Origin of the sequence: Streptomyces silaceus, assembly GCF_001419745.1 — a bacterium.
GTDB classification, from domain to species: Bacteria; Actinomycetota; Actinomycetes; order Streptomycetales; family Streptomycetaceae; genus Streptomyces; species Streptomyces silaceus.
The window spans coordinates 22180-48239 of record NZ_LIRJ01000101.1 but is presented as its reverse complement, the minus strand read 5'-3'; the positions used below and the strand labels follow the sequence as shown (position 1 = coordinate 48239).

At 71.2% G+C, this 26060-nt stretch carries 26 protein-coding genes and 3 pseudogenes; 10 read left to right on the top strand and 19 right to left on the bottom strand.

Features of this window, described 5'->3' with window-relative positions; all coding sequences use genetic code 11:
• Positions 1-27 precede the first annotated feature (27 nt).
• From AOK22_RS11895 to AOK22_RS11855, 9 genes are all read right to left on the bottom strand, one after another.
• On the bottom strand, positions 28-972 hold the full coding sequence (locus AOK22_RS11895) for an NADP-dependent oxidoreductase (RefSeq protein WP_055698568.1): 945 nt from the start codon (positions 970-972) through the stop codon (positions 28-30).
• A gap of 112 nt (positions 973-1084) precedes the next feature.
• Complete coding sequence (locus AOK22_RS11890; protein ID WP_055698567.1) at positions 1085-2317, bottom strand: cytochrome P450 family protein; 1233 nt, start codon at positions 2315-2317, stop codon at positions 1085-1087.
• A 13-nt stretch (positions 2318-2330) separates the two neighbouring features.
• Positions 2331-3536 (bottom strand): cytochrome P450 family protein, encoded by a 1206-nt coding sequence (locus tag AOK22_RS11885; RefSeq protein ID WP_055698566.1) that lies wholly within the window; start codon positions 3534-3536, stop codon positions 2331-2333.
• Positions 3533-4096, bottom strand: a complete 564-nt coding sequence (locus AOK22_RS11880; RefSeq protein ID WP_237773152.1) for a GTP-binding protein — start codon at positions 4094-4096, stop codon at positions 3533-3535. Before AOK22_RS11880 ends, AOK22_RS11885 begins: the two co-directional genes overlap by 4 nt.
• Before the next feature lie 25 nt (positions 4097-4121).
• Positions 4122-4478: a DUF742 domain-containing protein gene (locus tag AOK22_RS11875; RefSeq protein ID WP_107101921.1), complete on the bottom strand. Its 357-nt coding sequence runs from the start codon at positions 4476-4478 to the stop codon at positions 4122-4124.
• Positions 4475-4891, bottom strand: a complete 417-nt coding sequence (locus AOK22_RS11870; RefSeq protein WP_055698564.1) for a roadblock/LC7 domain-containing protein — start codon at positions 4889-4891, stop codon at positions 4475-4477. The genes AOK22_RS11875 and AOK22_RS11870 overlap by 4 nt, the downstream gene beginning before the upstream one ends.
• Positions 4888-6324, bottom strand: a complete 1437-nt coding sequence (locus AOK22_RS11865; RefSeq protein WP_055698563.1) for an ATP-binding protein — start codon at positions 6322-6324, stop codon at positions 4888-4890. Before AOK22_RS11865 ends, AOK22_RS11870 begins: the two co-directional genes overlap by 4 nt.
• A gap of 880 nt (positions 6325-7204) precedes the next feature.
• A complete protein-coding gene (locus AOK22_RS11860) occupies positions 7205-8839 on the bottom strand; it encodes a VWA domain-containing protein (RefSeq protein WP_055698562.1) in 1635 nt (544 codons plus the stop codon).
• Between the two features lie 2 nt (positions 8840-8841).
• Positions 8842-10041: an AAA family ATPase gene (locus tag AOK22_RS11855; protein ID WP_055698561.1), complete on the bottom strand. Its 1200-nt coding sequence runs from the start codon at positions 10039-10041 to the stop codon at positions 8842-8844.
• A gap of 229 nt (positions 10042-10270) precedes the next feature.
• On the opposite strand from AOK22_RS11855, the gene AOK22_RS11850 reads away from it, so the two are divergent.
• On the top strand, positions 10271-10894 hold the full coding sequence (locus AOK22_RS11850; RefSeq protein WP_244164746.1) for a GNAT family N-acetyltransferase: 624 nt from the start codon (positions 10271-10273) through the stop codon (positions 10892-10894).
• 40 nt (positions 10895-10934) lie between these two features.
• On the opposite strand, the gene AOK22_RS11845 is transcribed toward AOK22_RS11850, so the two are convergent.
• Positions 10935-11471, bottom strand: a complete 537-nt coding sequence (locus tag AOK22_RS11845; protein WP_055698560.1) for an AAA family ATPase — start codon at positions 11469-11471, stop codon at positions 10935-10937.
• A gap of 108 nt (positions 11472-11579) precedes the next feature.
• Between AOK22_RS11845 and AOK22_RS11840 the strand changes: the two are divergent.
• Positions 11580-11918: pseudogene (locus tag AOK22_RS11840) on the top strand (DUF6000 family protein); the annotation flags it as partial.
• A gap of 74 nt (positions 11919-11992) precedes the next feature.
• Here the strand turns inward: AOK22_RS11840 and AOK22_RS11835 are convergent.
• On the bottom strand, positions 11993-12424 hold the full coding sequence (locus AOK22_RS11835; protein ID WP_055698583.1) for an NlpC/P60 family protein: 432 nt from the start codon (positions 12422-12424) through the stop codon (positions 11993-11995).
• Positions 12425-12647: 223 nt separating this feature from the next.
• On the opposite strand from AOK22_RS11835, the gene AOK22_RS11830 reads away from it, so the two are divergent.
• Positions 12648-13817: an MFS transporter gene (locus tag AOK22_RS11830; RefSeq protein ID WP_055698559.1), complete on the top strand. Its 1170-nt coding sequence runs from the start codon at positions 12648-12650 to the stop codon at positions 13815-13817.
• Here AOK22_RS11830 and AOK22_RS11825 read toward each other — a convergent pair.
• Positions 13804-14460 carry a DUF4232 domain-containing protein gene (locus AOK22_RS11825; protein ID WP_244164745.1) on the bottom strand — a complete coding sequence of 219 codons (657 nt, stop codon included), beginning with the start codon at positions 14458-14460 and terminating at the stop codon, positions 13804-13806. The two genes, AOK22_RS11830 and AOK22_RS11825, sit on opposite strands and share 14 nt — an antisense overlap.
• A 341-nt stretch (positions 14461-14801) precedes the next feature.
• Here AOK22_RS11825 and AOK22_RS11820 point away from each other — a divergent pair, with 341 nt between their 5' ends.
• Complete coding sequence (locus tag AOK22_RS11820; protein WP_055698558.1) at positions 14802-15209, top strand: MerR family transcriptional regulator; 408 nt, start codon at positions 14802-14804, stop codon at positions 15207-15209.
• Between the two features lie 2 nt (positions 15210-15211).
• Here the strand turns inward: AOK22_RS11820 and AOK22_RS11815 are convergent, their stop codons facing one another.
• Positions 15212-16138, bottom strand: a complete 927-nt coding sequence (locus tag AOK22_RS11815) for an NADP-dependent oxidoreductase (RefSeq protein WP_055698557.1) — start codon at positions 16136-16138, stop codon at positions 15212-15214.
• Positions 16139-16284: 146 nt separating this feature from the next.
• On the opposite strand from AOK22_RS11815, the pseudogene AOK22_RS41860 reads away from it, so the two are divergent.
• Positions 16285-16950: pseudogene (locus AOK22_RS41860) on the top strand (histidine phosphatase family protein).
• On the opposite strand, the gene AOK22_RS11805 reads toward AOK22_RS41860, so the two are convergent.
• The 3 genes from AOK22_RS11805 to AOK22_RS11795 all read right to left on the bottom strand — a co-directional run bounded on the left by AOK22_RS11805 (position 16947) and on the right by AOK22_RS11795 (position 18874).
• The gene (locus AOK22_RS11805; RefSeq protein ID WP_055698556.1) at positions 16947-17870 is read right to left on the bottom strand and encodes a MerR family transcriptional regulator; all 924 of its coding nucleotides are present in this window, start codon (positions 17868-17870) and stop codon (positions 16947-16949) included. The pseudogene AOK22_RS41860 and the gene AOK22_RS11805 sit on opposite strands and share 4 nt — an antisense overlap.
• 148 nt (positions 17871-18018) lie before the next feature.
• A complete protein-coding gene (locus AOK22_RS11800) occupies positions 18019-18261 on the bottom strand; it encodes a helix-turn-helix domain-containing protein (RefSeq protein WP_055698555.1) in 243 nt (80 codons plus the stop codon).
• A 25-nt stretch (positions 18262-18286) separates the two neighbouring features.
• The gene (locus tag AOK22_RS11795; RefSeq protein WP_055698554.1) at positions 18287-18874 is read right to left on the bottom strand and encodes a DUF2975 domain-containing protein; all 588 of its coding nucleotides are present in this window, start codon (positions 18872-18874) and stop codon (positions 18287-18289) included.
• A 180-nt stretch (positions 18875-19054) separates the two neighbouring features.
• On the opposite strand from AOK22_RS11795, the gene AOK22_RS11790 reads away from it, so the two are divergent.
• A complete protein-coding gene (locus AOK22_RS11790) occupies positions 19055-21430 on the top strand; it encodes a SpoIIE family protein phosphatase (protein WP_079036498.1) in 2376 nt (791 codons plus the stop codon).
• Between the two features lie 66 nt (positions 21431-21496).
• On the opposite strand, the gene AOK22_RS11785 is transcribed toward AOK22_RS11790, so the two are convergent.
• Positions 21497-22024, bottom strand: coding sequence for a DapH/DapD/GlmU-related protein (locus AOK22_RS11785; RefSeq protein ID WP_107101919.1), 528 nt, complete (start codon positions 22022-22024; stop codon positions 21497-21499).
• Positions 22025-22138: 114 nt separating this feature from the next.
• On the opposite strand from AOK22_RS11785, the pseudogene AOK22_RS39640 reads away from it, so the two are divergent.
• Positions 22139-22252, top strand: a pseudogene (locus AOK22_RS39640) (helix-turn-helix domain-containing protein); the annotation flags it as partial.
• A gap of 122 nt (positions 22253-22374) precedes the next feature.
• Here the strand turns inward: AOK22_RS39640 and AOK22_RS11775 are convergent.
• A complete protein-coding gene (locus tag AOK22_RS11775; protein WP_055698551.1) occupies positions 22375-22779 on the bottom strand; it encodes a VOC family protein in 405 nt (134 codons plus the stop codon).
• Between the two features lie 93 nt (positions 22780-22872).
• On the opposite strand from AOK22_RS11775, the gene AOK22_RS11770 reads away from it, so the two are divergent.
• Together AOK22_RS11770 and AOK22_RS11765 are read left to right on the top strand one after the other, a co-directional pair.
• Complete coding sequence (locus tag AOK22_RS11770; RefSeq protein WP_055698550.1) at positions 22873-23886, top strand: helix-turn-helix transcriptional regulator; 1014 nt, start codon at positions 22873-22875, stop codon at positions 23884-23886.
• 136 nt (positions 23887-24022) lie between these two features.
• Positions 24023-24667 carry a LysE family translocator gene (locus AOK22_RS11765; RefSeq protein WP_055698549.1) on the top strand — a complete coding sequence of 215 codons (645 nt, stop codon included), beginning with the start codon at positions 24023-24025 and terminating at the stop codon, positions 24665-24667.
• Between the two features lie 61 nt (positions 24668-24728).
• Here AOK22_RS11765 and AOK22_RS11760 read toward each other — a convergent pair whose 3' ends face one another.
• Positions 24729-25523 carry a hypothetical protein gene (locus AOK22_RS11760; RefSeq protein WP_141753721.1) on the bottom strand — a complete coding sequence of 265 codons (795 nt, stop codon included), beginning with the start codon at positions 25521-25523 and terminating at the stop codon, positions 24729-24731.
• Positions 25524-25802: 279 nt separating this feature from the next.
• On the opposite strand from AOK22_RS11760, the gene AOK22_RS11755 reads away from it, so the two are divergent.
• Positions 25803-25985: a hypothetical protein gene (locus AOK22_RS11755; protein WP_055698547.1), complete on the top strand. Its 183-nt coding sequence runs from the start codon at positions 25803-25805 to the stop codon at positions 25983-25985.
• Positions 25986-26060: the final 75 nt, after the last annotated feature.

Genomic DNA, 26060 nt, shown 5'->3' with positions numbered 1-26060 from the left:
GTCAGCCGTGCGTGCCGTCGCCGGCCGTCAGGAGAAGTCCAGCACCAACCGGCCGCGGAGGCCGCCTGCTTCGAGGAGGCGGTGGGCCTTCGGGGCCTCCTCGGCGGGCAGCACGTCGGCGACGTGCAGCGTCAGGACTCCCGCCTCGACCTGTCGACGAAGCTTGTCGAGTCCTTCGGTGTCGGTCATGCCGTCCGTCACCATCACCGGGTGGACGCGGATCCCGCGCTCGGCCGGGCCCTGCCAGCCCCGGAGTTCGGCGACCGCTCTGCCATCGGCGACGGCGGCCACGACCTCGGTGGTCTGCATCGAGCCGTCCACGAGACCGGCGACGCCGTCGGGCACCAACGCGCGGATACGGGCCGAGACATCGGAACCGCGCTCGACGACGTGGTCCGCGCCGAACGCCCGCACCCGGTCGACGTCGTGCGGGGCGGCGTCCGCGATCACGGTGAGGCCGTCGGCCTTGGCGAGCTGCACCGCGTACCCGCCGACGGCACCGGCCGCCCCGGTCACGGCGATCGTCCCGCCCGCCGGTGCGGCCAGCGCGTCCAGGGCGATGCGGGCGGTCATGGCATTCATGAGGAGGGTCGACGCGGCGGGGAAGCCGGCGCCTTCGGGTGCCGGGACCACGGATGCGGCGGGAACCACGATCCGCTCGGCGTAGGCCCCGCCGTGCGGACCGGCGAACATGACGATGGCGACGACCCGTTGGCCCACGGCGAGCCGGTCATCGGCCCCGGGCCCGAGCTGGTCGATCACACCTGCGGCATCCATACCGGGTACGAACGGGGGCCGCCGGTCGGGCATGCGAACGGCGTGCCCACCGGTACGCAGAAGCACATCCGTCGGATTCACGGCGGCGGCATGCACACGCATACGGACCTCGCCGGGCCCGGCTTGGGGTACGGGCAATTCCAGCACCCGCAGAGCCTCCGGACCACCGAACTCTTCCACACCAATAGCCTTCATGCTCTGCAGCAACCGGCGTCGGCGGCACCGCATTCCTCAAAAGCGGCCACACATCGTGTCCACGCCTGAGCAGGCCGAGGGCGCACCCCGGTCTGCTCGGGTCACGGCAGGCTCAGGCGGTGCCCCGTCCGAGCCGGACCGGCACCGTCTGGTGGCCGTTGCTGATCAGGGAGCCCAGGGGCCGCAACTCCTCGATCGGTACGGCGAGTTCCAGGTCGGGGAAGCGGTCGAAGAGCAGGCGCAGGGCCGTGGCGACCTCCATGCGGGCCAGCGGGGCGCCCAGGCAGAAGTGGACGCCGTGCCCGAAGGCCAGGTGCTCCTTGAGCGGGCGGCTGATGTCGAAGGCGTCGGCGCTGTCACCGTGCCAGTCGGGGTGCCGGTTGGCCGCCGCGTAGGAGGCGAGGATCGCCTCGCCCCGGGCGATGGTCTGGCCGTCGGGCAGCTCGATGTCGGTCACCGCGTACCGCAGCGGCAGATGCCGGACCGCCGGCTCGAAGCGGAGGGTCTCCTCGACGGCGTCGTTCCAGTCGACCTTGCCCGTCCGGAGGAGGGTGAGCTGGTCGGGGTGGGTGAGCAGCTGGGTGATCGCCTGGTCGATGACGTTCACCGTGGTCTCGTACCCGGCGCTGATCATCAGGAGGAGCGTGTCGCGCAGCTCGTCCTCCGACAGGCCGCCCTCCTCGTCCGTGTCGCGCGAGGTGATCAGGAGCGAGGTCATGTCGTCGCCCGGCTCGGCGCGCTTGGAGTCGATGAGCTTCTGCAGCGCCCCGTACAGGGCCGCGGTGTTGGCCTCGGACTGCTCGGCGGTGAGCGTGGTGTCGAACACGCCGTCGACGACCTGACGGAAGGCGTCCCGCTGGCCGGCCGGTACGCCCATCAAGTCGCCGATCACCGCGATCGGCAGCGGGTAGGCGAGGCGCTCGCGCAGGTCGACCGTCTCACCGGGGGCGAGAGCGGCGAGGTCGTCGAGGATGCCGGTGACGATGGTGTCGATGTTCTGCTGGAGGGCGGTGATGCGGCGGTGGCTGAAGGCGGGGGCGACCATGCGGCGCAGACGCCGGTGGTCGGCGCCGAACGCGGTGAACATGTTCTCCACCGCGATCCACAGGGCGAGCGGCCAGCGCTGGACCGTCTCCTGGAACTCCGGCCAGTGGGCGCGCGCGTCCTTGGAGACGTTCGCGCTGGTCAGCAACTCCTTGAGGAGAGCGGGATCGGAGACGGACCAGGCGGTCACGCCGAGAATGTCGACGCGGACCGCGCTGCCGTGCTTGCGCAGCTCCCGGTGCTCGTCGTGGGCGCGGAACCCGGTCGGGTCGAGCGTGATCGGTGTCGTGGTCGAGGACATGGCGGAGGTCCCTTCAGGCTGATGCGGCGGGGAACACGACAGGAAGCGCGGCCAGTGCCCGGTGGAACGGCCCGGGACGCCACGTCAGCTCACCCGGCGCCGTGGCGAGATCCATCTCGGGCAGCGCGTCGAGCAGATGGGTGATGGCCGTCTCGGCGATGAGGTAGGCGTGCGGACGCGCGGGGCAGGCGTGCGGGCCGGTGCTCCAGGACAGGTGCGCGCGATTGCTGGCGATGCGCTGTTCCCCGAGGACGGGATCGTTGTTGCAGGCGGCCATCGAGATGACGACCGGCTCGTGCGCGGGCAGCAGGAACCCGTCGACGTCGACGGGGTTGGGCGGATAGCTGATGCAGTAGTTGGCCAGGGGCGGGTCGGTATACAGCACCGTGTCGAGCGCCTCGCGGACCGAGGAGCCGCCGGCGTGCAGATCGCCGGAGAACTGGTCGTCCGTGAGGATCTTCAGGACGGTGTTGGAGATGAGGTTGGTGAGCGGTTCGATGCCGGCGCCGTAGAGCGTGACGAGCTGATGGGCCATCTCGACGTCGTCGAGCTGCGCGGCGTGCGCCAGGAGCCGGGAGGTGATGTCGTCACCGGGCTGCTGGTGGCGCAGGTTCACCAGGTCGGCGACGGCCTGCGAGAGGATCTCGTTGCCGCTGGCGGCGTCCACGCCCTCGAAGATCTTGGCCATGCCGTCGGCGATCCGGCGGCCGATCTCGTCGGGGCAGCCGAGCAGGGCGCTCAGCACCCGGAAGGCGATGGGCCAGGCGTACTGGACCAGCAGGTCCGCGCCCTCGGCCGCCCGGAACTCGGCGATCGTGGCATCGGCGACCTGCTCGACGAGGGTGCGCAGCTCGTGCTGGTCGACGCCGTTGATCGCGGCCGTGTTCGCCGACCGGTAGCGGGTGTGCGCCGCACCGGTGGACCGCAGCGCGTTGGGGCGGCTCTCCATCATGGGACGGACCGGGCAGCTCTGCGGAACGGACTGCTCCCACACCCGCGGGTCGGCCGGGAAGCGCAGGGGGTCGTTGAGGATCCGCCGGGCCTGGGAGTAACCGATGACGAGGGTCGCCGGGACCCCGGGGACGAGGTCCACCGGGACGAACGGTCCGAACTCGGCCCGCATGCGCTCGTACGCGGCGTGCGGATCGGCCGCGAACTCGGCGTCGTACAGGGCGATCCGGCGCACCGGCGCCTCGGGGATCGTGGTCGGGCTGGTCACGGGCGCGGCTCCAAGGCAGGTGCTTTCAGGTCGGACAGGTACTCGCAGAGGGTGATCAGGGCCATGACGCCGGAGCTGCCCTCACGCGCGTCGCACGTCGTCAGCGGCGTGTGCGGGTCCAGGTCCAGGGCCTGACGGATCTCGTCCAGCTGGTAGTACGGGGCGCCGTCGAACAGATTGATCGCCACGGCGTAGGGCGTGCCCTGCGCCTCGTGCAGGGCGAGGATCTCGAAGGAGGCCTCCAGATTGCGGGTGTCGACCAGCACCAGCGCCCCGAGCGCACCCTCGGTCAGCCCCGCCCACAGCGGGCGGAAGCGGTCCTGACCGGGGGTGCCGAACAGATACAGCACGAGGGCGTCGCTCAGGTGCAGCCGCCCGAAGTCCAGACCGACCGTCGTGGTCGTCTTGCGCGGCGTCCGCGCCAGGTCGTCCACTCCCGCACTGGCCTGGGTGATCCGCTCCTCCATGCGCAGCGGCGGTATCTGGGAGACGCTCCCGACGAACGTCGTCTTGCCGACACCGAAACTTCCCGAGATCACGATCTTCGCGGAGCGGGTCACGCCGGGGGGCACATAGATGAGGCCGTCAGACGAGGGCGCGGAGACCACGCAGTACCTCCTGGAGCAGATCGGTTTCGGGTTGGTCTTCGCCGGCGGGGACCGGCCGGGTCAGCAGTCCCTCGTCGATGAGGGAGGAGACGATGATGCGGACGGTGGAGGGAGGGAACTCCAGGGCGGCCGCGATGTCCGCGACCGCCAGACCGCCGCCCCTGGCGTTGCCGAAGAGGCTCATCACCCGCCGCGCGTCCGCACTCAGACCCTCGCGCGGGCCGCTCGCGGCGAGCACCACGGTCTCCAGGCGCACATCCGGATGGGCACGCGTACGCCCGTCGGTACGGACGTAGGGCCTGACCAGGTCCGGGTCTCGCCGCGGCCCGCTCACGTCGTCGGGAGGCCTTCGACGGAAGGCTGCCGCGGGGCGACCTTCATCTCGTGACCGACGCGCTGGGCCAGCTCCAGCATGTGATGGGTGATCAGGCCGATGTCGGCGTCCGGACCCGTGGTCTGCACGGAGAGCATGGTGTTGCCGCCGGCCTGGGTGATCAGACCCACGTGGTTGGTCAGCTCGATCAGCGCCTGCCGGGTGCCCCCGCCGCCGGTCTCCTGGTCGTACGCCAGCGCGGCGGCCCGGACCGCGGCGGTGATCGCGGCGAACTTCTCCGCGTCGTCCTGCTCGATGTCGGACGTACGCGAGTGCAGCAGACCGTCGGAGCTCATCAGGACCGCGTGCCTGACACCTTCCAGAGTCCCCAGTGAACGGTCCAGCAGCCAGCCAAGTTCATTGCCGGTGGTCACGGTTGGGCTCCTTCGTGCGTGGTGGTGGACGGGTCCGGGGTACGCGCGCTGCGCGTGCCCTTGGCCCAGGCGGCGGCGATGGAGGGACGGCCCGGGGCCGGGGCCGCCGGGCCCGCGGTGTCCTCGGAGGGGGCGGCCGGCCGCTCGGCCGCGGGAGGCGTGGGACGCGTCCGCGTCCGGACGGTCAGCCCGCTGGCGGTGGTGCGCGGCGCGGCGACGGGCTCGGCGACCGGCTCGGCGGGCACCGCCGCGACGGGTGCCGGAGCGGGCGCGGGCGCCGGCGCGGGAGTGGCTGCGGGTGCGGGCGCGGGTGCGGAACGGGGCTTGGGCACGGGTGCGGAGGTCAGCAGACTCTTGGGTACGAACATGTAGACGCGGGTCCCGCCGAACGGGTTGGGAGCCTCGACGTCGATCCGGAAACCGTAGTCCCCGGCGAGGGCGGCGGCGGCCCGCAGACCGGTCTGCGGGTGCGCGCCGAGCTGGTTGATGTCGTCGCGCTGAGCACCCGTCAAAATGGCCCGGGCCCACGTGAGTTGCTCGTCGTTCATGCGCAGACCGGCGTCGTCCACGATGACCGAGACTCCGTGGTGCCCCTCCTGGAAGGCGACGTGCACGCGGGCCGTGGAGGGCGAGTAGCGGACCGCGTTGTCCAGCAGTACGGCGAGCGCGTGGACGATGGGCCCGACGGCCCGGCTCGTCACCGCGACGTCGAGCTCCTGGTGCTCGACCCGCTCGTACTCCTCGATGCTGCCCATCGCGGCCCGCACCACATCGGTCATCGGGGTGGCCGGCCACCGGCGCGACAGCTTGCCGCCGGACAGGACCACGTAGTTCTGGGCGACGAGCAGCATCTGCTGCGTGGGGTGGTCGATGCCGACGAGCGTCTCGTACGCCTCGTCGCCCTCGTGCCGCCGCACACCCTGGCTGACCCGCTGGCTCAGCTTCGACGCCATGCCCACCATGGCGGAGGACACGGCGCGCACCGCGGCGCGGCTGGACTCCTGCGCGGAGACCCGCGCGCGGTCGGTCTCGTCCTGCGCGGTCTGCTGCGCCTCGGTGATCTGGGCGCTCGTGCTGGTCTGCGCGTCGTACTGCACCTTGCGTACGGTGTGCGCCGCGGAGTTGGCCAACTCCGTCAGGCGCTGGGCGAGGACGGTGTTCACCAGCGCCGGGGGCAGCTCGATGTCGACCCCGCGGCCGGTGCCCTGACGCGCGGCCTCGGCCCCGAGTCCGGGAATCACACCGCCCGCGAGCTGCATCAGCACGTCTTCGGTGGCGCGCTGGCGCCCGGCGAGCTCCGCGGCCTGTTCACGGAGGCGGTCGCCGGTACGGCGCTCGCCCCGGTACTGGTCCCAGAACCGCCAGGCCGCGCCGCCGGCGGCCAGGGCCAGAACTGAGGGAACCACCGAGGTGGCCTGTATCAGGTCTGTCATCACGTCCTCTTACAGGTGTCAATGGGGGAGCAGGGCAGCCGGGCGCCGCCGAACGGACGGAGTGACGGCAACACGTGCGGGGAGAAGTGCCGGCTGCGGCCGACGGGGCGAACGGCCCGACACGGAACGCGCCGCCCGCGATCGGCTGAACGGGGATGGCCCGCTCGACGGCCGCGCGGACACACGGACGGTCTCGGGCGGCCGGAGCGAATGCGCCGCCTGGTGGGGGAGGACCGTCGGGTGAGGGAGCGGGTCGACTACGAGGACCACGGCACGGTTCGGCGTGCGGTCCCAGGGGTCGGCCGGAAGGAGGGAGCCGTGGGCGAGCCGAGCCAGTGGGCGCATCGAGGCCGCCTTGAGGGCCCGATCTGTCTCACCGTACTCATCAGCACTTCCTGGCTTCCTCTCGATCACAGCGGACTTCCGACGACACACTTTTTCAGCCAACATGCCGAAAAACAAAGCCGGTTGGCTGCCGTCCGCAAACGATATCCTGTCCTACCCGTCAGTTGTTTGGCCAGGTGGTTCGGAGAACTGCGCGAACAGCCCATCAACACCTGGTCAACACATCAGACAGTTTCGGCAAAAGCGTGTATTTCCCGGTGAGTTGAACGAGTGGGCAGTCGGGGGCTGTCGTGCCCCTCATGGCCAGGTGTGAAAACTGGACAGGAACTGTGAAGCGCTGATGGATCGTCGGCAATGCCGGTATCGCCAGTAGTGCCAGCAACGCCCTTCAATGCCGGTAATCCCGGAAATCCAGGTAAGCACCGATGGGGGATCAGGCGGACGGCCGGGGAATCGCCGACGAGAAGGTGGACTGATCCCGAGCGGCCTGATCGACGACGGGAGGGGCCCGGGGCGCCAGAGCACCCGGAACCGATCAGATCACCCGGAACAGATCGGCGGCGGCGTGGACGTCGGTGAAGTCCTCGACCGAGCGGAGGTTGTCGCTCAGCGCGTCCAGGACCGACCCGGCCTCGGCGGCGGGCGGAGCGCCGATGGCCACGCCGAAGACGCGGAAGCCCAGCCGGTGCTTCGCGTCGTTCCAGCCGCGCATCCACTCCTCGGTGACGTCGCACTCGTCGTCGGTGAGCATCACGATGTCGCCGCGCATTCGGGAGGCGTCGTCGAACTCCTCCTCCAGCAGATCACCGGCCGCCGTCAGCGGCGTCTGATAGCTGGTGCCCCCGCCGAGGAAGGTCTCCGCGAAGTCGAGCACCTGGTCGATGCCCACCGGCTCATCGGCCGGGAAGCGGCAGACGCGGATCTTGTCGGCGGCGGAGAACAGGATGCCGACGAAGTCCCGCTTGGCGTGGCGCGCCTGGTCCAGGAGCGCCAGGGCGCACGCCTTGGCCCATGCCTCCCGGGTACCGCCACCGGGCCCCTCCATGTACATGGAGTGCGAGGTGTCGACGCAGGCGATGACGGCTCCCCGGCCGGTGGATTGCTCCCCTCGGTGGTCGTAGAGCATCAACTCCCCGGCGGCGTACCGCGCGGCGAAGACCGCACGCAGTTCGGGCAGGCCGAGATTCGCCAGCTCGGACGGGATGACGCGGGACAGGTCGTCGCCGAGCGTCACCCCGACCAGCTCTCCGGCGGCACCCTCGACCTTGCGGGCCCGCTCGCCCTCGGCCATCTGCCGGAAACGGCCGATCAGGTCGGCCCACTCGGCGAGCCGACTGGTGCGCAACCGCTCGGCGAGCCGGGCGCGCTCGTCGAACGACATCCGCTCCAGCTCGCCGGACCCGACGCCCCACGCCCGCATGAGCGAAGCCTCGGCCCGCACGGCCCCGGTGGCCTCCGTCACCGCGTCCCGCGCGGACCCACGCAGCCCCGGGGCCGCCATCGTGACGGCTTGAGCGGCCCCTTGCGCGGCCTGTTGCGCGGCGGTCTCCGCGGCCTCGGCGGCCTCGATGGCTTCCCGTACGGCTTGTGTGGTGTGCCCGGCGCCGTCGCCGAAGTGCTGCCCTCGCGCCGACGAGGAGCCGTCCTCGTCCGCTGCGTCAGCGGCCGACTGGAGCGCCTCGACCACGCCGTCCGTAGCGCTGTCGGCCAGCCGCTGGGCCCGCGCGGCCCGCTCGGCCTGCTCCTGCGCGGCCCGGGTTCGCTCCAGCATCCGGCGCACGGCCGATGCCTGCGCGAGGACGGCCATGGCGGCGGCGTAGGCGTCGCCGGCCGTCTCCCGGCGCAGCTCGGCGAACTCCGAGGTCTCCATCAGCGAGGCGACGATCTGGTGGTTGACCAGCTGGGAGGGTGCCATCTCCGCGCGCTCGCGCAAGCGGGGGCGGGTCTTGTAGGAGGCCAGGAAGAGGTCGGTGAGGAGGTCGGCGGCGTAGGCGTGCCGCCCGGTCAACTCCGTTACCAGGTCGCGGAGTCCGGCCGACTGCTCGTACGTATCACGCCACGCGATCCGCTCGAACGGATCCGCGACCACGGCCGTGGAGTACCGCCGCCCGAGGCGTGTGCCCCCTGGTCCGTCGAGTGCCCCCTCCGAATCCTCCTCCCACTCGACCATGGTCAGAGCTGGGCCTGCGCCATGCTCGCGTCGATCCCGAGGGCCTCGGTGAGGACGCGGGCGCGGACCGCGCGCTGGCGGCCGGTGACGCGGTCGATGGTGGCGGTCGAGCGCCCGGCGCCCACCGCTTCCTCGCGGAGCGTCTCCAACCGTTTGCCGGCCGTGGCGAGCTTGTTGTGGGCCTTCTTGATGACCCAGTCGCTCAGCGCCTCGCGGGACTGCCCGGCCATGGCGTCGAGCTGGGTCTCCAGTTCCGCGATGACGTCCGCCAGGTCGAGGGCCTCCTTGGCGTCGGGATTGACCAGGTTCAGCACCTCGCGCTCGACGGTCGGACGCTCGGCGGGGGAGTCCCACAGCACGTGGGTCAGGACCGACAGGTCGCCCTCGGTGACGGCCGGGCGGCCGTCGAGGTAGGCGGAGGCCTGCAGCAGGCCCACCGCTTGGCGCCAGCGCCGGTCCGAGGCGACCAGTTCCTTGCGGCGCAGGGCGGCCCGCAGCGTGCACACCGCGTCCACGATCGCATCGGGGACGTCCACCGCCGGTACGGCTTCGGTGACGGCGTGCCGCAGTGCGGCCAGGTCGACGGTGGTGCGAGCCGGTGGGGCCGGGCGGCCGACGGCGGAGCGCACGAGCGCGGCGAAGTTCGCGGGATCCTCCAGGTACCCGACCTCGATCCGCACGAGGAGCCGGTCGTAGATCGCGGCCGATTCCTCCCCTGAGGGCAGTTCGTTGCTCGCGGTGATGGCCCCGATGAGGGGGCAGCGGATGGGCTCGCCGCCGCTCTCGGGGTGGTAGATGCGCTCGTTGAGATAGCCGAGGGTTTCGTTCAGGGCGGCCGTCGAGCACTTGAAGATCTCGTCGATGAACGCGACATGGGCGGTCGTGGCGCGGCCGTCGTAGACCTGGCGGTACTCGCCCCGGGCGAGCGCGGCGACATCGATGGGGCCGAACATCCGTGTGGGCGCGGTGAACTTCGACAGCAGGATCTCCCAGTAGGAGGCTCCGTCGATCCGGCCGGTGAGTGCGCGGGCCATCTCGGACTTGGCCGTACCGGGAGGGCCGAGCACGAGCGAGTGCTGCCCGGCCAGCAGGGTCACCACCAGCGTCCGCACCACGTCGTCCCGCTCGTAGAAGCGGTCCGCCAGCTCACGGCTGATGGCCCGCAGCCGCTCCGCCGTGCCGAGCGCGTCCTGAGCACCCATGGTCAACGCGTCAACTCCCACCCTGTGATGTCCGGCCGGACCGCCGGGACGGCCCTCTCCCGCCCGAGCAAGATAACTCGGCGACGGGGAGGCGCCTTTGGCCCCTGACCGGGTCGCAGAACCAGATGCCGGTCGCCGACCGACGCCGTAATATGCGCTGCTGGTACAGGACCATTACTCGACGGGGGTGCGGCTGATGACGATGCGGCAGGGCTTGAGGGTTGCGGACATGGTCGGGACATGGGCGGCGGGCTGGGCCGCGTCACGCCGGACTCCGCCGCCGACGAAGATGCCGTGGGGCTTCTTCATCGAGGTGGCCGGCAACGCGGTCGAAACGGCACGGCACGTCCTGCCCGAGGCCGACGAGTCACTGGTCCGCCGGGCCGCCGCCTCGGTGACCGCCCCGCGGACCTGGATGAAGACGCCCGCAGAACCGGAGGACATCGAGCCCTGGCTGCCCCGGGGGTGGAGGACGGCCTACGAGGAGACCGGACACCTGATGGCCGCCGACCTCACCCGCACGAACCCGGTCGCGCCCGAGGGGTACACGACGACGGTCGAGACCATCGACTCCGTCCTCCACGTCCGCGTGCGCGACGCGGCGGGCGGACCGGCGGCCCAGGGCCAGATGGCGCTGCTCGGAGAGGCGGCGGTCGCCGACCGCATCGTGACCGAGGAGGCGCACCGCCGGCGCGGACTGGGCCGGTACGTGATGCACGTCCTCGGCGACCACGCGCTGGACGCGGGAGCCCACCTCGGAGTGCTCGGCGCGACCGACGCGGGCCGTGCCCTCTACGAGACGCTGGGCTGGCAGAAGCACGCGACGATCGCGGAGTGCGTGTACGGAGGCTGAAGCAACCCCCGGAGGCGGCGGTGGTTTCCGCGGGTCCGGCTCACACCGCCGGGCCCGCGGAAGCCGGTGAACCGCGCACCGAACCGACCCAGTCGGCGACCGCCGCGGCGACTTCGCCGGGACCGCGGCCGCTGGTGGTGAATTCCCGGTCCACCTCATGGCGGAGCTCTTCCGCGTCCCTGAGCGCGTCCTCGATGTCGCCGGTCTCCCACCCACGGGCGGCAAGCCGGGCGCGCCTGTCGGCGTCCGCGCAGTCGAGCCGGGCCCAGACGACGTCGAGCGGCGCGTCCACCGCGCCTTCGCTCGCGCTCGCCCACTCGCCGGGCGTCAAGGGACACGAGACCAGCACCGGTTGCCCGCTCCGCAGCAGCATGGCCGCGATCTTCACCCAGAGCCTGTTGTAGGCGGGCCACACGGCACCGGCCGAGGGCGAGGTGATGTCGATGCCGAGCAGACTGCCGTCCGTGTCGGGCAGTTCGTCGAAATCGACGGTGGCGAACGGGAATGCGCCCAGGTGCCGTACGAGCGTGGACTTCCCTGCCCCCGGAGCCCCGGTGACGATGTGCAGTTTCGACACAACCGACCTTCCCTGACGCGTGGTGCGGTGCCGACAGGCACTCGGCACCCTACGTGGGTCCCGGAAAACAACTCGTCCGGTTGCGCTCCAGTGCGCCACGATCACGTGGTGCGCCAAGCCCACGAAGATGCCGAGCTGCGGGAACTGATACGTCGCTATGTCGCGCCCGAGCGGCGCTACATGAAACTCGGCGGGAGCCTGCTGCGGCTGGAGGAGCCTGCGTACGACCGGTTGGCGCGCTCGCTCGCCGACGACGCCGGAGCCATCACCTCGCACGAGCTCGGCGTACTCCTCGAAGGCGGCTGGCGTGAACGCAGGACCGCCGCTTGGCTCATCGCCGTCTCCGGCCGAACGGAGTTCCGCCGGCGCCTGGGAGACCTCCTGCTGGCCAGCGAGGTCTGCTGCGCGGGCTCGGCCTACTGCGTGGCCCTGGCGGGCTTCGGCACGCCGGACGGAGGAGTGCGCCGCACTGCGCGCGTCGGGATGACCGCGGTACCTCTCGGCCCGGATGGTCCTGCGGGCTAGCGTCCTCCTCGACCGGACACGCGCTTGATGCCGACCAGGACCCGGTAGCGCTCCCTTTCCGCGAAGTCGGACAGCGTCCACACGGTCGGTTGCCCGACCTCGGCGCAGAGATGGAGGACCGCGTCGTCATCGACCCAGACGCCCACGTGGGCACCGTAGGCGTCCTCCGATGCGTTGAAGAGCAGCAGATCGAGCGGCTCGGGAGCCGTGACGCGGGTGGTGGACCGCGTGTCGTCCCAGAGGTCGCTGGAGCGCAGGGGCTCGGGCGCCAGACCGAAGTGCCGGAGCACTTCGTACGCGAACAGCTGGCAGTTGGCGCCAGCGGCAAGGCCGGGCCGGTCGGTCACGGTCGCCGCACCGGGGAAGCGTGAACCGTCGTACCTGACGGTCCAGAAGCGGTCCGGAAGCTGGGAGAGGATCGGGTCCATGTTCACATGATGCTCGGGCCGTCGTCCTGGGTGCTTTCGCGGGGCTGGCGGCGCGCGCGCTGGACCGACCGCCTCAGGCCAGGCGCTGATTCCCGACGCCACGCCACCGTAGGTACGTCCACAGGTGTCGGCTGCTACATTCCCGCCCGTGGCGAACGCCGAGGGACCCGACCGAGCCGATCGTCCCGATGGACCCGCACCCCCGGCCGCGCTCGCACGCGTCATGTGGCCGTTGTACGCGGCCGGATTCACCACCGCGTTCGGCGCGCACGGCATCGCCGCCAACCTCGGCGGTTTCTCCGAGGACGCCGTCACCTCGCTGATCGTCCTGGGCGGGCTGCTCGCCCTGTACGACGGCGCCGAGGTCCTGCTCAAGCCGGTGTTCGGCTCGCTGGCCGACCGGATCGGCGGCAAACCGGTGCTCCTGGGCGGCCTGATCACGTTCGCCGTCGCCTCCGCGCTGTACGTGGTCGCCGACAGCCCCGGCTGGCTGTGGGCCGCCCGCCTCGGCCAGGGCGCCGCGGCCTCCGCGTTCTCACCCTCGGCCTCCGCCCTTGTCGCCCGCCTCAACCCGGCCGCCACACGCGGCCGTGCCTTCGGCAGTTACGGGTTCCACAAGTCCATCGGCTACACCCTCGGCCCGCTGCTGGGCGGAGTCCTGGTCTGGGCCGGCGGTCTGCGGCTGCTCTTCGCGGTCATGGCCGTGTGCGGCGCGGCCGTGGCCACGTGGGCGGCCCTCGTGGTTCCCGTCGTACCGCCGCTGCCCCGCAAGCGGCAGACCATCGCCGACCTGGCCCGGCGCCTTGCCGACCCGTCCTTCCTCGGGCCCACCGCCTCCCTCGCGGCCGCCACCGCCGCGCTCTCCGTCGGCGTCGGCTTCCTGCCGGTGTCCGGCGCCGCGGCGGGACTGGGCACGGTCACGACCGGCGCCGCCGTCTCCGTCCTCGCCACGTCCGCCGCCGTCGTCCAGCCGAAGGCGGGGCGCGCCCTGGACGCCGGACGCCTGACCATCCGTACCGGACTGTTCGTCGGGCTCCTGGTCACCGCGGCCGGACTGGCCGCCGCGATGCTGCCCGGCCTGGCCGGCGTACTCGTCGCCGCCGCCCTGACCGGCATCGGCACCGGCCTGATCACCCCGCTCGGTTTCGCCGCGCTGGCCGCCTCCACGCCGGAGGAACGCATGGGCCAGACCATGGGATCCGCCGAACTCGGCCGTGAACTGGGCGACGCGGGCGGCCCGTTGCTCGTCGCCGGAGTGGCCACGGTGGCCACCCTCACCTACGGGTACGGGGCGCTCGCCGCGCTGTTGGCGGCGGGCGTCCTCCTTGCCCGCGGAGTACCGCGGGACGGCACGGGGCCGCCGGGCGCCCCGAGGCCCGTCACTTCGACATGATGAAGTCCAGAGCCATGCCGGAAGCCGTCGTCCAGTAGGTGACGAGCTGCCCGTCGTCCGCGTACAGCGTGTCGACCGGCAGAGGTACGTCGATGGGCTCGCTGGACTGCGTGCCGGGCTTGCTGCCCTGAAGGCTGAGGGAGATGGTGGTCGCCTCGTACTCGTCCCGGCCGCCGCCGCTCACGAGCAGAGCGGCGTGCGCTTCCTCGCCCGGGGCGATGGTGACGGGCTTGCCGGGGTCCGGGTCGCTGTCCTTGATGACCGGGACCGTGCTCTGGGCGTCGGCGCCGAGCTGGAGGTAGGGGTAGCGGTAGAGATCGCACTTCTTCTCACCGGCGTTCTGGACGGTGATGAGGAGGTGCCGGGCGTCCTTGCTGTCCGCCGGTTCCTTCGTGGCGGAGACCGAGAGAACATCCTCGGTGCAGGCGGCAACGGCCTTCTTACCGCCGGAGCCTCCGTTCCCGCCGGAGCCTCCGTTTCCGCCGCTGTTGCCGTTCCCGTCGTTCTTGCCGCTGTCGCCCGAAGTGCCGCCCGGCCTCGCCGAGGCCGTCGCGCTCGACCGGCCCGAGGGCTTGGAGTCGTCCGAACCGTCGTCTCCGCCCGGCTCGCACGCCGTGGCCGCGAGCAGCGCGACGGCCGTCACCGTCCCGAGAACGTATGGCTTCCAGGCCCTGGAACGCCGCTGATTCCTGCGAGCAGGAGTATGCATGATGTCGATCCCCCGTGGTCGGCCGAGCGCGATGGCTGTCAGCGTTCGGCTCAGCACTCGATGCTGAGCAGAGTGTGCCCCGCCTGGCCTCCTCACCCGACATGCCGCGCGGCTCTGTTACCGATCACGTACAGGGAAGAGGAGGTTCCGGGTTCCTCGGCCGGCGTCGGCGCAGGCGGCGAAGCAAGGCTGCGTGCTGGCTAAGCTGTCGCCATGCGGCACTGGTTGACGCGTGGGACGGGGGCCTCGTGACCTCGACGACGCCCCCTGCGACGATGCGGATCGGGGAAGTGGCCCGGCTGACGGGGGCCAGCGCCCGATCGCTGCGGTACTACGAGGAGCAGGGCCTGATCCACAGCGCGCGGTCCGGTGGCGGCCAGCGGCACTATGCCGCGACGGAGGTCGCGCGGGTCCGGCTCATCCGGCGGCTGTTCGACGCGGGACTGGGGAGCAAGGTGATCGCCCAGTTGCTCCCCTGTGTGGACAGTGACGACGCCGACGTCCACGAGGAAGCGTTCGAAACGATGGTCAGGGAACGGGACCGCCTGACCGCCGACATCACCCAACTCGTCGAGACGCGGGACTCCCTCAATGCCTTGATCGAGGCCAACACCCGGCACCGGCTCGGTGCGGGCCGGCGCGGTTCCGTTCCGGCCGGGGACGGTCGTCACTGCGAAGCGTGAGATCAGAGCCGCATGTCGATGACGAGTTTCCCCGACGCGTGGCCCGACTCGACGAGTGCCAGCGCCTCCTCGGCCCGCGCCAGCGGATAGGTCGCGGTGATGTGGGGATCGAGCCGACCGGTGACCATCAGTTCGGCGACACGATCGAGGCTGGGCCGGTCGAGACGGCGGTGGACCATCGCGCCACCGAGCTCGGTGACGGACGGGTCGCCCACCGAAATCAGCGCGTCCGGCTTCGTCACCAGCGGGGCGACGCGCCGCAGGGAGTCTCCGCCGACCGTGTCGACCACGGCGTCGAAGCCGTCCGGGGCCAGCGCCCGGAGCCGGGCCACGACATCGCCCGCGGTGTAGTCGACGAAGGTCGCTCGGGTCGCCGTCGCGCGATCCCGCTTGGCCGCGCTGCCCGTGCCGACCACGGTCAGGCCGCGGTCGCGTGCGATCTGCGAGAGGGCGATCCCGACGCCGCCGCCGATGCCGTTCACGAGCAGCGACGCCCCACCGGGCAGCGCGAGCTGGTCCAGGACGTCGAGCGCGGTGGTGCCGGCGACGGGGATGGTCGCCGCCCAGGTCTCCGACAGGGCGTCGGGTATGCGGGCCGTGGACTCGGCGAGCAGCAGAGTCGTCTGCGCGTACGTTCCGGCACCGGTCAGGGCGAAGCCGGTGACGCGGTCGCCGACGGCCGGCCCGGTCACGTCGTCACCCACCGCGAGGACGGTGCCGGCCGCCTCCATCCCCAGCACCTGCGGAAAGGGCACGTGGCCGTTCAACTCCCGGACGTGTCCGGACCGGAGCAGGTGATCGAGCGGGTTGACCCCCGTGGCCGCGACGCGGACGAGGACTTCGAGGGGACCGGGCGACGGAACGGGCCGGTCGAAGAACTCGTGGACCTCGGCGCCACCGAAGCTGCGGTACCCCAGGGCTGTGCTCATCGCGGATTCCTCTCACGCTGCCCTCGCCCGCCTCTCGGCCGAAGACGTCGCCAAGCTATTCCTTGACATCGATGTGAGGTTCAAGCCGGTATGACGCATGTAACAGCGCCGCGCGTGCAGTTGACGAGCCATGTGCCGTCACTGCTGTGAGTACTGCTGTAAGTCGCCCTGGTCGAAGGGAGCCAGACGTGACCGAGGAGAAGCTGCCGATCCGGCTTGTCTACGAGACCCACGCCACCACCACCGACAACGAAGCCGGAATCGCCACCGGCTGGCTGCCGGGCGCACTCTCGACGGCCGGCCGTCGACAGGCCCGGGAACTCGGCGACCGCCGGCGTGACGACGGCATCGCGGCGGTGTTCACCTCCGACCTGCACCGTGCCGTGGACACCGCGTGAATCGCCTTCGCGGGCACCACGGTGCCGCTCCACCAGGACCCCCGCCTGCGTGAATGCAACTACGGGCGCCTCAACGGCTGCCCGCAGGCCGCGCTTGCCCCGCTGCGGGGCCGGTACATCGACGAGCCTTTCCCGGGCGGACAGAGCTACCGCGATGTTCTGGACGCCACCGAGGACTTCCTCGCCGACCTCGCTGCCCAGCGGGACGGCAGCCGTATTCTGCTGATCGCCCACTCGGCCAACCGGTGGGCCCTGGACTGCCTGCTCACCGGCGCCCGCCTCGAAGATCTCGTCCGGGCTCCGGCTCACTGGCAGCCCGGATGGGAGTACATCCTCCCGCCGACCGGCCCGCCACCGGCACGACCCGGCCCGCCACCGGCACGACCCGGTGCGCCTTCCCGGCCGGAGCCCTAGACCGTGTTCTGGGCGGCGGGTGAGTCTTGGGCGGACAGCTCTTCGGCCAGTTCCAAACAGCGCAGGCGGGCTGGGGAGAAGTCGTAGGGCATCTTGCCGATGGCTTCGAGCGCGCTCATGGAGTCGGCTTCCCGCCTGCCGGAGCTGAGGTCGGTTTCGTCCTCGCCGTCATCGGCGGCAGCAGGGTGCAACGCGTCCCAGGCGTCGCAGAGGGCATCGTCGTCCTCACCCAGGCCGGACTCCTCGATGACGGCCTGCAGGGCGCATTCGAAGACGTGCCGCTCGACGGCCACTTGAGCCACCCGTGGATCATCGACGGCGACGCTGTCGTCGAGTGCCTCCTCGGCGGCGTCGATGCGGTCGGAATCCTCCCGCAGAGCGGGATGCGTGGCGAGGGCGATGAAGCGGGTGGCCTGGACGGCCGCGCCGAGCGAGCCGAAGATCCGCTCAGTGACCAGCAGGCTGTCCAGGTCCGCCTGGCGCAGGGAGCCCTCGGGCAGGCCCTTGAGGCGTTCGGTGACGAACTCGGAGAGCAGGCCCATCCGGCTGCCTTCGGTGCGCATCCGCTGCACGGCGGTCCGTTGCCGCCGCAATTCCGCTTCCTGCTCCGCGAGGGTTTCCTCCAACCGCGCCAGGACGTCCGCGATACCGTCTCCGCTGTCCGCACCGGTGGAATCCCTGCCGGTGGTAAGGGCGTCACGGATGTCGTCCAGGGCGATCCCGGCGTCGGCCATCCTGCGAATCCACAGCAGGCGGATCATGTCGTCGTACCCGTAGCGGCGGCGGTCGTCGCCGCCCCGCTCGGGCTCGGGGAGCAGGCCGATCGCGTGGTAATGGCGAATCGCCCGCGGCGTGCTGCCGACGAAGGCCGCCGCGTCACCGATCTTGACCTGGCGGGGCGGCATGAAAGACGAATGCATGAGCAGGGACCTTTTCGCAGGGGATCGGGACGTAGGTCCACCGGACCACATGCCGCTACGGAAGGTGCAACCGCAGGGCGGCCCCTCGCCCCACACCTTGATCATCATCGTGCGGGGCGAGCACAGGAATCCGGACCCAGAAGACTGCCTAAGTCGGCCCAGTGGGGCCGGCGGGGTCGTGGGTGATCAGGTCTCCCGGCTGGCACTGGAGGACATCGCAGATCCTCGACAGGGTCGAGAAGCGGATGGCCTTGGCCCGTCCGTTCTTGAGTACGGAGAGGTTGACGACGGTGATGCCGACCTGCGCGGACAGTTCGGTGAGCGTCATGCCCCGCTCGGCGAGGATCCGGTCGAGGTGGATCCGGATCGAGTGGAGTTCCTCTTCGGGCATCAGATGGTCCCTTCGGGTCCGTGCATCAGATGGTGCCTTCGAGGTCCTCTCGCATGCGCACGCCCTCGCGCATGATCTTCCCCATGATGACCGCCGCGAGACCCGCGAGGATGAGTGCCTGGGGTTGGGAGACCGCCGGTCCGGACCCCACGATCGGCGCCATGCTGCCGACGAGCCAGGAGTGCGACCAGCCGTCGACGAGCCCGGTCAGCGGCGTACCCAAGGTGACGAACCAGCCGAGCACGGTGAGCCGATGCGACACCGTTTCGGTGAACGGTCCCCGCTCCACGACGGCATCCAGCAGCCGCGAGAAGAGCCACAGCGCGAGCGCTCCGAACAGCAGCCAGGGCAGTTGGCCGCCGAGCTCGGCAGCGCGCTGAGCCGCGGAGGGATCTCCCTGGCAGAGACGCGTGGCATTGCTGGTGGCCTCCACGCCCTTGTTGATCGGCAGGGCGTCCGGGCCCAGTGCGGCGTTGCTCCAGAAGTCCGTCTCCACGCAGATCGCCCCGTCGTCGAGCATGTGCGTGATCCCCTTGCCGAAGAACGCGAGCCCGCAGAGCACGGCCAGTCCAAAGGTCACCGAGGCCAGGGTCCTCGTCAGTCGCGTGTTCACCGCGCCCCGTCCTTATCGTTTTTCGATAGGTCCAAGCTTAGGGGAGCATATCGATAATCGACAAGTCCGAGCTGTGGCGGCCGCTTCCTTCCGGGTGCCCGGCCGTCCGTGGCGGCGCATGCTGAGGTGGGGGCCCTTGCGATGGTCCGTTCCTTGCCCGTCCCGATGAGGAGGTACGAAGTGAGTCCAGCGGACCGCGGGCCGGTCTCCGACGCCGGAGCGGACGGGGCGGCGGCGCTGCTCGACGGCGCGGGCCGGGTGGTCTGGTGGTCGTCCGCCGCGGAGGAGCTGCTCGGCTGGACCGGGGCGGAAGCGACGTCCTTGACCGCCGCGGACCTGCTGGGCATCGCCAGGCCGACGGAAGGGGGGCCCGCCCCGGCTCGCGGCCTGCCGGATCGCCGCCTCCGCGTACGACTGCGCCACCGCTCCGGCCGCTCCGTCCCGGCCGACGTCAGGGTGGCCGCCGCGCACTCCTCGGACCGGGTCCTGGCCCTCGCCTGGCCGCGCGCCGCCGCCGACGCGGCACGGCGGGACGGCGATCTGGGCCGGTCCTTGCTGGCGCAGAACGGCGCGGGCGTCGCCGAGTTCGACAGGGATCTGCGGCTCGTGCGCTCCAACGCCGCCTTCGACGCCCTGCGCCCGGAAGGCGCCGAGGCCGACTGGCTGATCGCCGCGGACGCCGAGGGGCGGTCGTCCGCGCGGGCCATCCTCGCCGGCGTCGCCGAGCACCGGTCACCGGTCATCGGCGTGGACTGCCGCGTCGGACCGGCCGACGCGGACCTGACGGTCTCGCTGACCTGCTTCCCGGTCGACGACGCCCGGGGAAGGCCGGTGGGGGTCGCCGCCGCCGTGGGGGACGTGACCGCCTGGCTGCGCGCCAACCGGCGCCTCGCCGACGCGTACCGGCAGGCCTTCGAGATCGGCGAGTCGCTCGACGTGGTGCACGTGGCCCGCGACCTCGTCGAGGTGCTCGTTCCCGGGCTCGCGGACATGGCCTGCGTGGACTTCCCGGACGACGTGCTCCAGGGACGCGACCCCGTGCTCGGCTACCCGGGGGCGGAGGCATCGCGTCCGCGCCGCGTCGCGGTCAAGTCCGTCAGCGGCACCTGGCCGGTGGAGATGGTGCAGCCCGGCGAACCGATCCCCCTCCCGCCCAACGACGAGAGCACGGTCGCGGTCGGCGGGGTGCGGGTCTTCGACGCCGCGACCGGGCGTGCGGCCGTCGGCGACGATCCGCACCTGATGGCGCGGATGATGCCCGAGGGCATGCACAGCGCGCTCGGCTGCCCGCTCTACCACCGTGCCAGGCTGTTCGGTTACGTCCTCGCCTACCGCACCCGCACGCCGGAGCCGTACGACGACGCCGACGTCAAGCTCATGCAGGACCTCTGCGACCGCACCGCCGCCATGCTGGACCACGCCTTCCGGTTCATCCGCGAGCACCGGACGGCCCTCGCCCTGCAACAGAGCCTGCTGCCCCCGGCGGTGACCACGAGTGCGGCCGCCGAGACCTCGGGGATCTATCTGCCCGCCAGCGGGAGCGTCAGCGTCGGCGGCGACTGGTTCGACGCCCTGCCGCTGTCGTCGATGAGGATCGGACTCGTCGTCGGCGACGTGATCGGCCACGGTCTGCAGGCCACGGCCACCATGGCCAGGCTCCGCACCGCCGTCCAGACGCTGGCCGATCTCGACCTGCCGCCGGACGAGCTCCTGACGCACCTCGACGACCTGGTCCAGCGCATGCAGGCCGAGTCGGAGCAGCCCGACGTCCTCGGGGCGTCGTGCCTGTTCGCCGTCTACGACCCCGTGACCCGGCTGTGCCAGATGGCCTCCGCCGGACATCCCCCGCCCGCGCTGGTCCGGCCCGACGGAGGCGCGGAGTTCGTCGACCTCAGCCCGGGGCCGTCGCTCGGCGTGGGGGACAACCCCTTCGAGGTCGCCGATGTGACCCTGCCGCCCGGGAGCGTCCTCGCCCTGCACACCGACGGATTGGTGGACTACGACCACGACGTGACCCGGGGCGGCGAGGAACTGCTCGCCAACCTGGCGCGCCTGTGCCGGCCCGAGCGCCCACTGGAGGAGGTGGGCCGGGACATGATCGCCAGTCATCCGAGCCACGACCGGCCGGTCGACGACGTCACGCTGCTCCTCGCCCGCACGAGGGCCGTCGCCGAGAGCGACACCGTGCTGTGGGAGTACCCGGTGGACCCGGCGGCCGTGCACGACGCCCGCACCGACGTCACCGAGCAGCTGACGGCGTGGGGCCTGGAGGACCTGAAGTTCACCAGCGAACTCATCGTCAGCGAGCTGGTCACCAACGCCATCCGCTACGCGGGCGGGCCGATCGGGCTCCGGCTCATCCGCGGGCCCGTGCTGGTGTGCGAGGTCTCCGACCCGAGCTACACCCAGCCCCGGCTGCGGCGCGCGCTCATCACGGACGAGGGCGGCCGCGGCCTCTTCCTGATCGCCCAGCTCGCGGCGCGCTGGGGATGCCGGTACGGGGCCCGGGGCAAGACGATCTGGACGGAACAGGTCATCGCCCCGTCGCCGCTCTAGGCGGCCGACAGCGTGCCCGGCGGGCTCTCGGTGGGCGTCGGGCCCTGCCCTCGGGCTGCGGCGGGCTCAGTCGATCGTCTTGATCACCCGGGCGGGCACTCCCGCGACCACGGCACCGGCAGGGACATCCCGGGTGACCACCGCACCGGCGGCGACCACCGCACCGGCACCGACGGTCACCCCCTGCGTGATCACGGCGGCCGTCCCGATCCAGACGTCGTCCTCGATGACGATCGGGGCGAAGGAGAGGTACTCGCGGCGCTCGGCCAGGGGCAACGGATGGCCTCCGGTGATGAGGCTGACCTTGGGGGCGATCATGACGCCGTTCCCGATACGGATGCCTCCCTTGTCCATGAAGGTGCATCCCTGGTTGACGAAGACGTTCTCCCCGAACGTCGTGTTCAGCCCGCACTCGGTGAAGAACGGCGGGTAGATCACCACCGACTCCGACAGCGGGCCACCGAACACAACGGAAAGTAGTTCCGCGCGACGTTCGGCGTCGCTGAACGGAAGCACGTTCAGTCGAGACGTCGCATCGGTCACCTCCGCGATCCGCTCCGCATGGCGCGCGAACTCGGCCGTCTGGACGTACATAACCTGCTCTGTGCGAGTGGACATGCGCTGATCCCACCACCGCGCGGAACGCTCGATCAAACAACCCGGCACCACACCACCCACAACCAATGGTTGTGTCAGCAGGGTGGAAGCGTGGATGTCGAAGTGCTGCGGACGTTCGTGGCCGTCGCTGAGGCCGGCCAGTTCCAGGCTGCGGCCGACGAGCTGGGGATCAGCCAACAGGCGGCCTCCAGGCGGATCGCGGCCTTCGGCCTGAGCACCGCAGGCGCTCGAGCCCCGCACGACACATGGGTGCCGGGCTGGGTGGACCGCTGACCTGACGACCGAATCGACGGACACGTCCTGGGCGCGGCGGCTCGGAACCCTCGTCACACCGAGTCGGCGAACTTCGCGATGGCCGCCGGGGCGACGGGCGTGAAGAAGTTGACGAGATTGCCGTCGGGGTCGCGGAACAGCAGCGACCGGTTGCCCCAGGGCATCGTGGTGGGCCCGGCGACGACGTCGGTGACGAAGCCGGTCAGGTTCTGGTGCACCCGGTCCACGTCGTCGACGAGGAACTCGGTGATCACGCTGTCATTGGCCGCGGGGCGGGCGGAGCCCGGGGCGAACAGGGGGACGGTGCGGGTGCCGGCGATCGCGAGCGTGGCGCCGGCGGTCCTGAGCTCGGCGAAGTCCTCTGTGGCCCACGTCGCCCGCGCGCCCGTGGCCCGCTCGTAGAACGCGACGAGGCGTGCCACGTCACCGGTGATGATGCGGATCGAGACGAAGTCCATGGGAATCTCCTTGGCTGTGCGGGAGGCGTGCACGTCGCAGGCTAGGAGAAATAGGGGACAGAATCGGTCCTGTATCCGCATTAGGCTGCGACCATGCCTCGACCCACCGCCCGCGTACTGACCCTTCTGGAACTGCTGCAGTCGGGCGGTACCCGGACGGTGGCCGAACTCGCCGACCGGCTCGGTGTCGAAGGACGCACGGTGCGGCGGTACGTGGACCAGCTGATCGACCTGGACGTGCCCGTGGAATCGGTGCGAGGCCGCTACGGCGGGTACCGCCTCGGTCCCGGGTACCGCCTGCCTCCGCTCATGCTCAGCGACGACGAGGCCCTGGCCGTGCTGCTCGGCCTGATCGCCGGCCGCCGCGCGGGGATGACGACGACGGAACGCACGGCGAGCGAGACGGCATCGGCGAAGATCCGGCGGGTGCTGCCCCGGCACATCGCCGGCCGGCTCGACACGCTCCTGGACGCCCTCGCCTTCACGGATCAGCCCGGCGACGTCGACACCCCGGACGCCGGGGTCCTGCTGACCCTCGCCGACGCGGTGCGCCACCGCCGGCCGGTCTCGATCCGCTACGCCGACCGCGACGGACGCCGCAGCGAACGCACGCTGCACGCGTACGGGATCGTCGCCCACGCGGGCCGGTGGTACGTCACGGGCGAGGACGCCGGCCTCGGTGAGGACCGCACCTTCCGGCTCGACCGCATCGCGGACGCGCGGGTCCTGCCCGGTTCCTTCGAGCCGCCCGTGGACGACGATCCGGCACAGCGCGTCCTGTCGGGGTTCGCCACAGCCGAGTACCGGCATGCGGTGACCTTGCGGATCCACGGGACGGCCGAGCAGATCCGCGCCCGCCTTCCCGCCAGTGTCGCGACCCTGGAGGAGTGCGTGCCCGCGTCGGGCGAGGACCGGGAGGCCACGCGCTGGCTGCGCGTCGAGCTGCGGGCGGAGCGGCTCGACTGGCTGCCTCCGGTGCTCGCCTCGCTCGATCGCCCGTTCGTCATCGAGCGTCCCGACGAACTGCGCGCCCTCCTCGCCGCGTTCGCCGATCGCCTGACGTCCTACGCCGCCGCCGAGCCCGCCGCCGAGCGGCCCCTGCCCTGAGGGGCACATCAAGGGGCGCCCGTCGTTGCCGCCGCGGTCGGATCGGTAGGGGGCGAGCCTGGAGAAGGCGGTCCACCATCTGTTTGTATGGCCCTCTGTCTGCATGGCTCCGGCCGTAGTTCGGGAGGTGACGGGCATGGTGTCCACGGACCGCGTTCTCGCGTTCGCGGCGATGTCGCTGCTGGTGATCGTGATTCCGGGGCCGAGCGTGCTGTTCGTGATCGGCAGGGCCCTCGCCCACGGCCGCCGCACCGCGCTCGCCACGGTCCTCGGCAACCTGATCGGCTCGTACTTCCTGGTGGTCGCCGTGGCATGGGGCCTCGGCGCGCTGGTCGAGAGCTCGGCGGCGGTGTTCGTGGGCGTGAAGCTCGCAGGAGCGGTGTATCTCGTCTACCTGGGCGTGCAGGCCTTCCGTCACCGCAAGGAGATGCGTGCGGCGGACATCCAGGCCCCGGCGGGGGAGCGGCGCGGAGATCTGCGCACGATCCTGGACGGGATCTTCGTGGGCGTCACCAACCCGAAGGGCATCGTCTTCTTCGCGGCGGTCCTGCCCCAGTTCGTGGACCACGCGGCGGGCCGTCTCCCGCTCCAGATGATGGTGCTGGGCCTGGTCCCGGTCACCATCGGCCTGGTCACGGACACCCTCTGGGGCCTGGGCGCCTCAGCGGCCCGCAACTGGTTCGCCCGCTCGGACCGCCGCCTCTCGATGGTCGGCGGTGCGGGCGGCTTCGCGATGATCGGCCTGGGCGTGACGGTGGCGGCTACGGGCCGGGCCGACTGAGGCCTGCCCGCGGTCGCCGCGGTGCGCGGCGAGCCGGACGGAAACGGCAGGCCCGACGTCGTCACCAGACCGCGTCGTCGTCCCTCGCCCGCTCACCCGTCACGAGGTTGGTGCCGCACCGCGGGCAGAGGTCGCCCTGCATTTTGAGGGGGTGGACGAGCAGGTCACAGGTCGTGCAGATGTAGGCGTTGGTCTCGGAGGAGGATCTTCCGCGGGACGAGTCCATGAGGATCACCGTGCCGCTCGCGTCCCATCTGCTGATCCCTCCGCAGCCGTCGCAGGCCCAGACCTCCGCGAAGTCCCGATGGGTCGGAAGACGGCACACCGGACAGAGCGGAGCGTCCTCCGCACGGCGGCTGCCCTTGTTCTTGTTCTTGAGGGCGCGCCGAGAGCTGTTGTTCTTGGACTGGTCCTTCTTTGACGCCGGCCGGTCCTGGTCCCGTTCCCGCTCCTGTTCGACTTCGTGAGGGACGGTGGGCACGGCGGGTGCTCCGCCCTGAGGGCGGGCCTTGAGCGCGCGCCGCGCCGACGCCGCCCTGTGCTCCGCCCGCTTGACGTCCCGCCAGCGGTCGCGCCATTCGTCCAGGAGGTCCGGGTCACCCGGACGCAACTGCCGCACCAGCTCAATGGTGAAGTCGAGCTTCGGCAGCCGTCGGCCCTGGAACACCTCGGTGAGGGAGGACGCGGGCAGCGAGCAGCGGCCTGCGGCCCTCGCTCCCTTGGTGAGCGCGGAGCGCGGCGGCGCGCCGCAGTCGATGTGCAGAAGGCCGAGCGCCTCGGCGAACCCGCTCAGGGCGCGCTCGTGAGCCGCGACCAGTTCAGCCGCGTCCGGCTGCTCCACAGAATCGTCCCGCAAGGTCGCGTCCCCTCCCTTGAGTAGGAGAAGCGTAGGCGCGCGCCGTCGAACAATCCCGACGTTCGGCGAACATTCTCGAATCTTCGGGAACCTCGGCGAAGTTCGGTCACATTCCGCGTCTTTCGGCGGCTCACCGCCGTCATTCGATCTCGTACGGGTCCGGCCCGATTCCTGGATCAGAGAAGAACGGCCGGGATGACATGGAGTCACCAGCCGCACGTCCTGCCCGGCAATCGGGGCTGCCAGGAAGCGCGGAGAAACGGAGAAGAGGAAGAAGCCGTGAGCGCACACAAGAAGAGCGAGCAGCCGAGGCCGACGTGGCAGCTGACCGTGGGACGCCAGGGGCTGCGCGTGGACGCCGGAAGGCACCTCCGGCTGTCGATGTCCCTGACCCTCATGGGCTGGATCGCCAGCGCCGGCGGCTTCGTCGGGGCGAGCTCGCACTGGAATCTGTTCGGGTGACGGGCGCGCCCACACGGAGAACCCCGGTCCTCCTCGACCGGGAGGGGCAGTCGATCACGTACGTCGACGTGATCG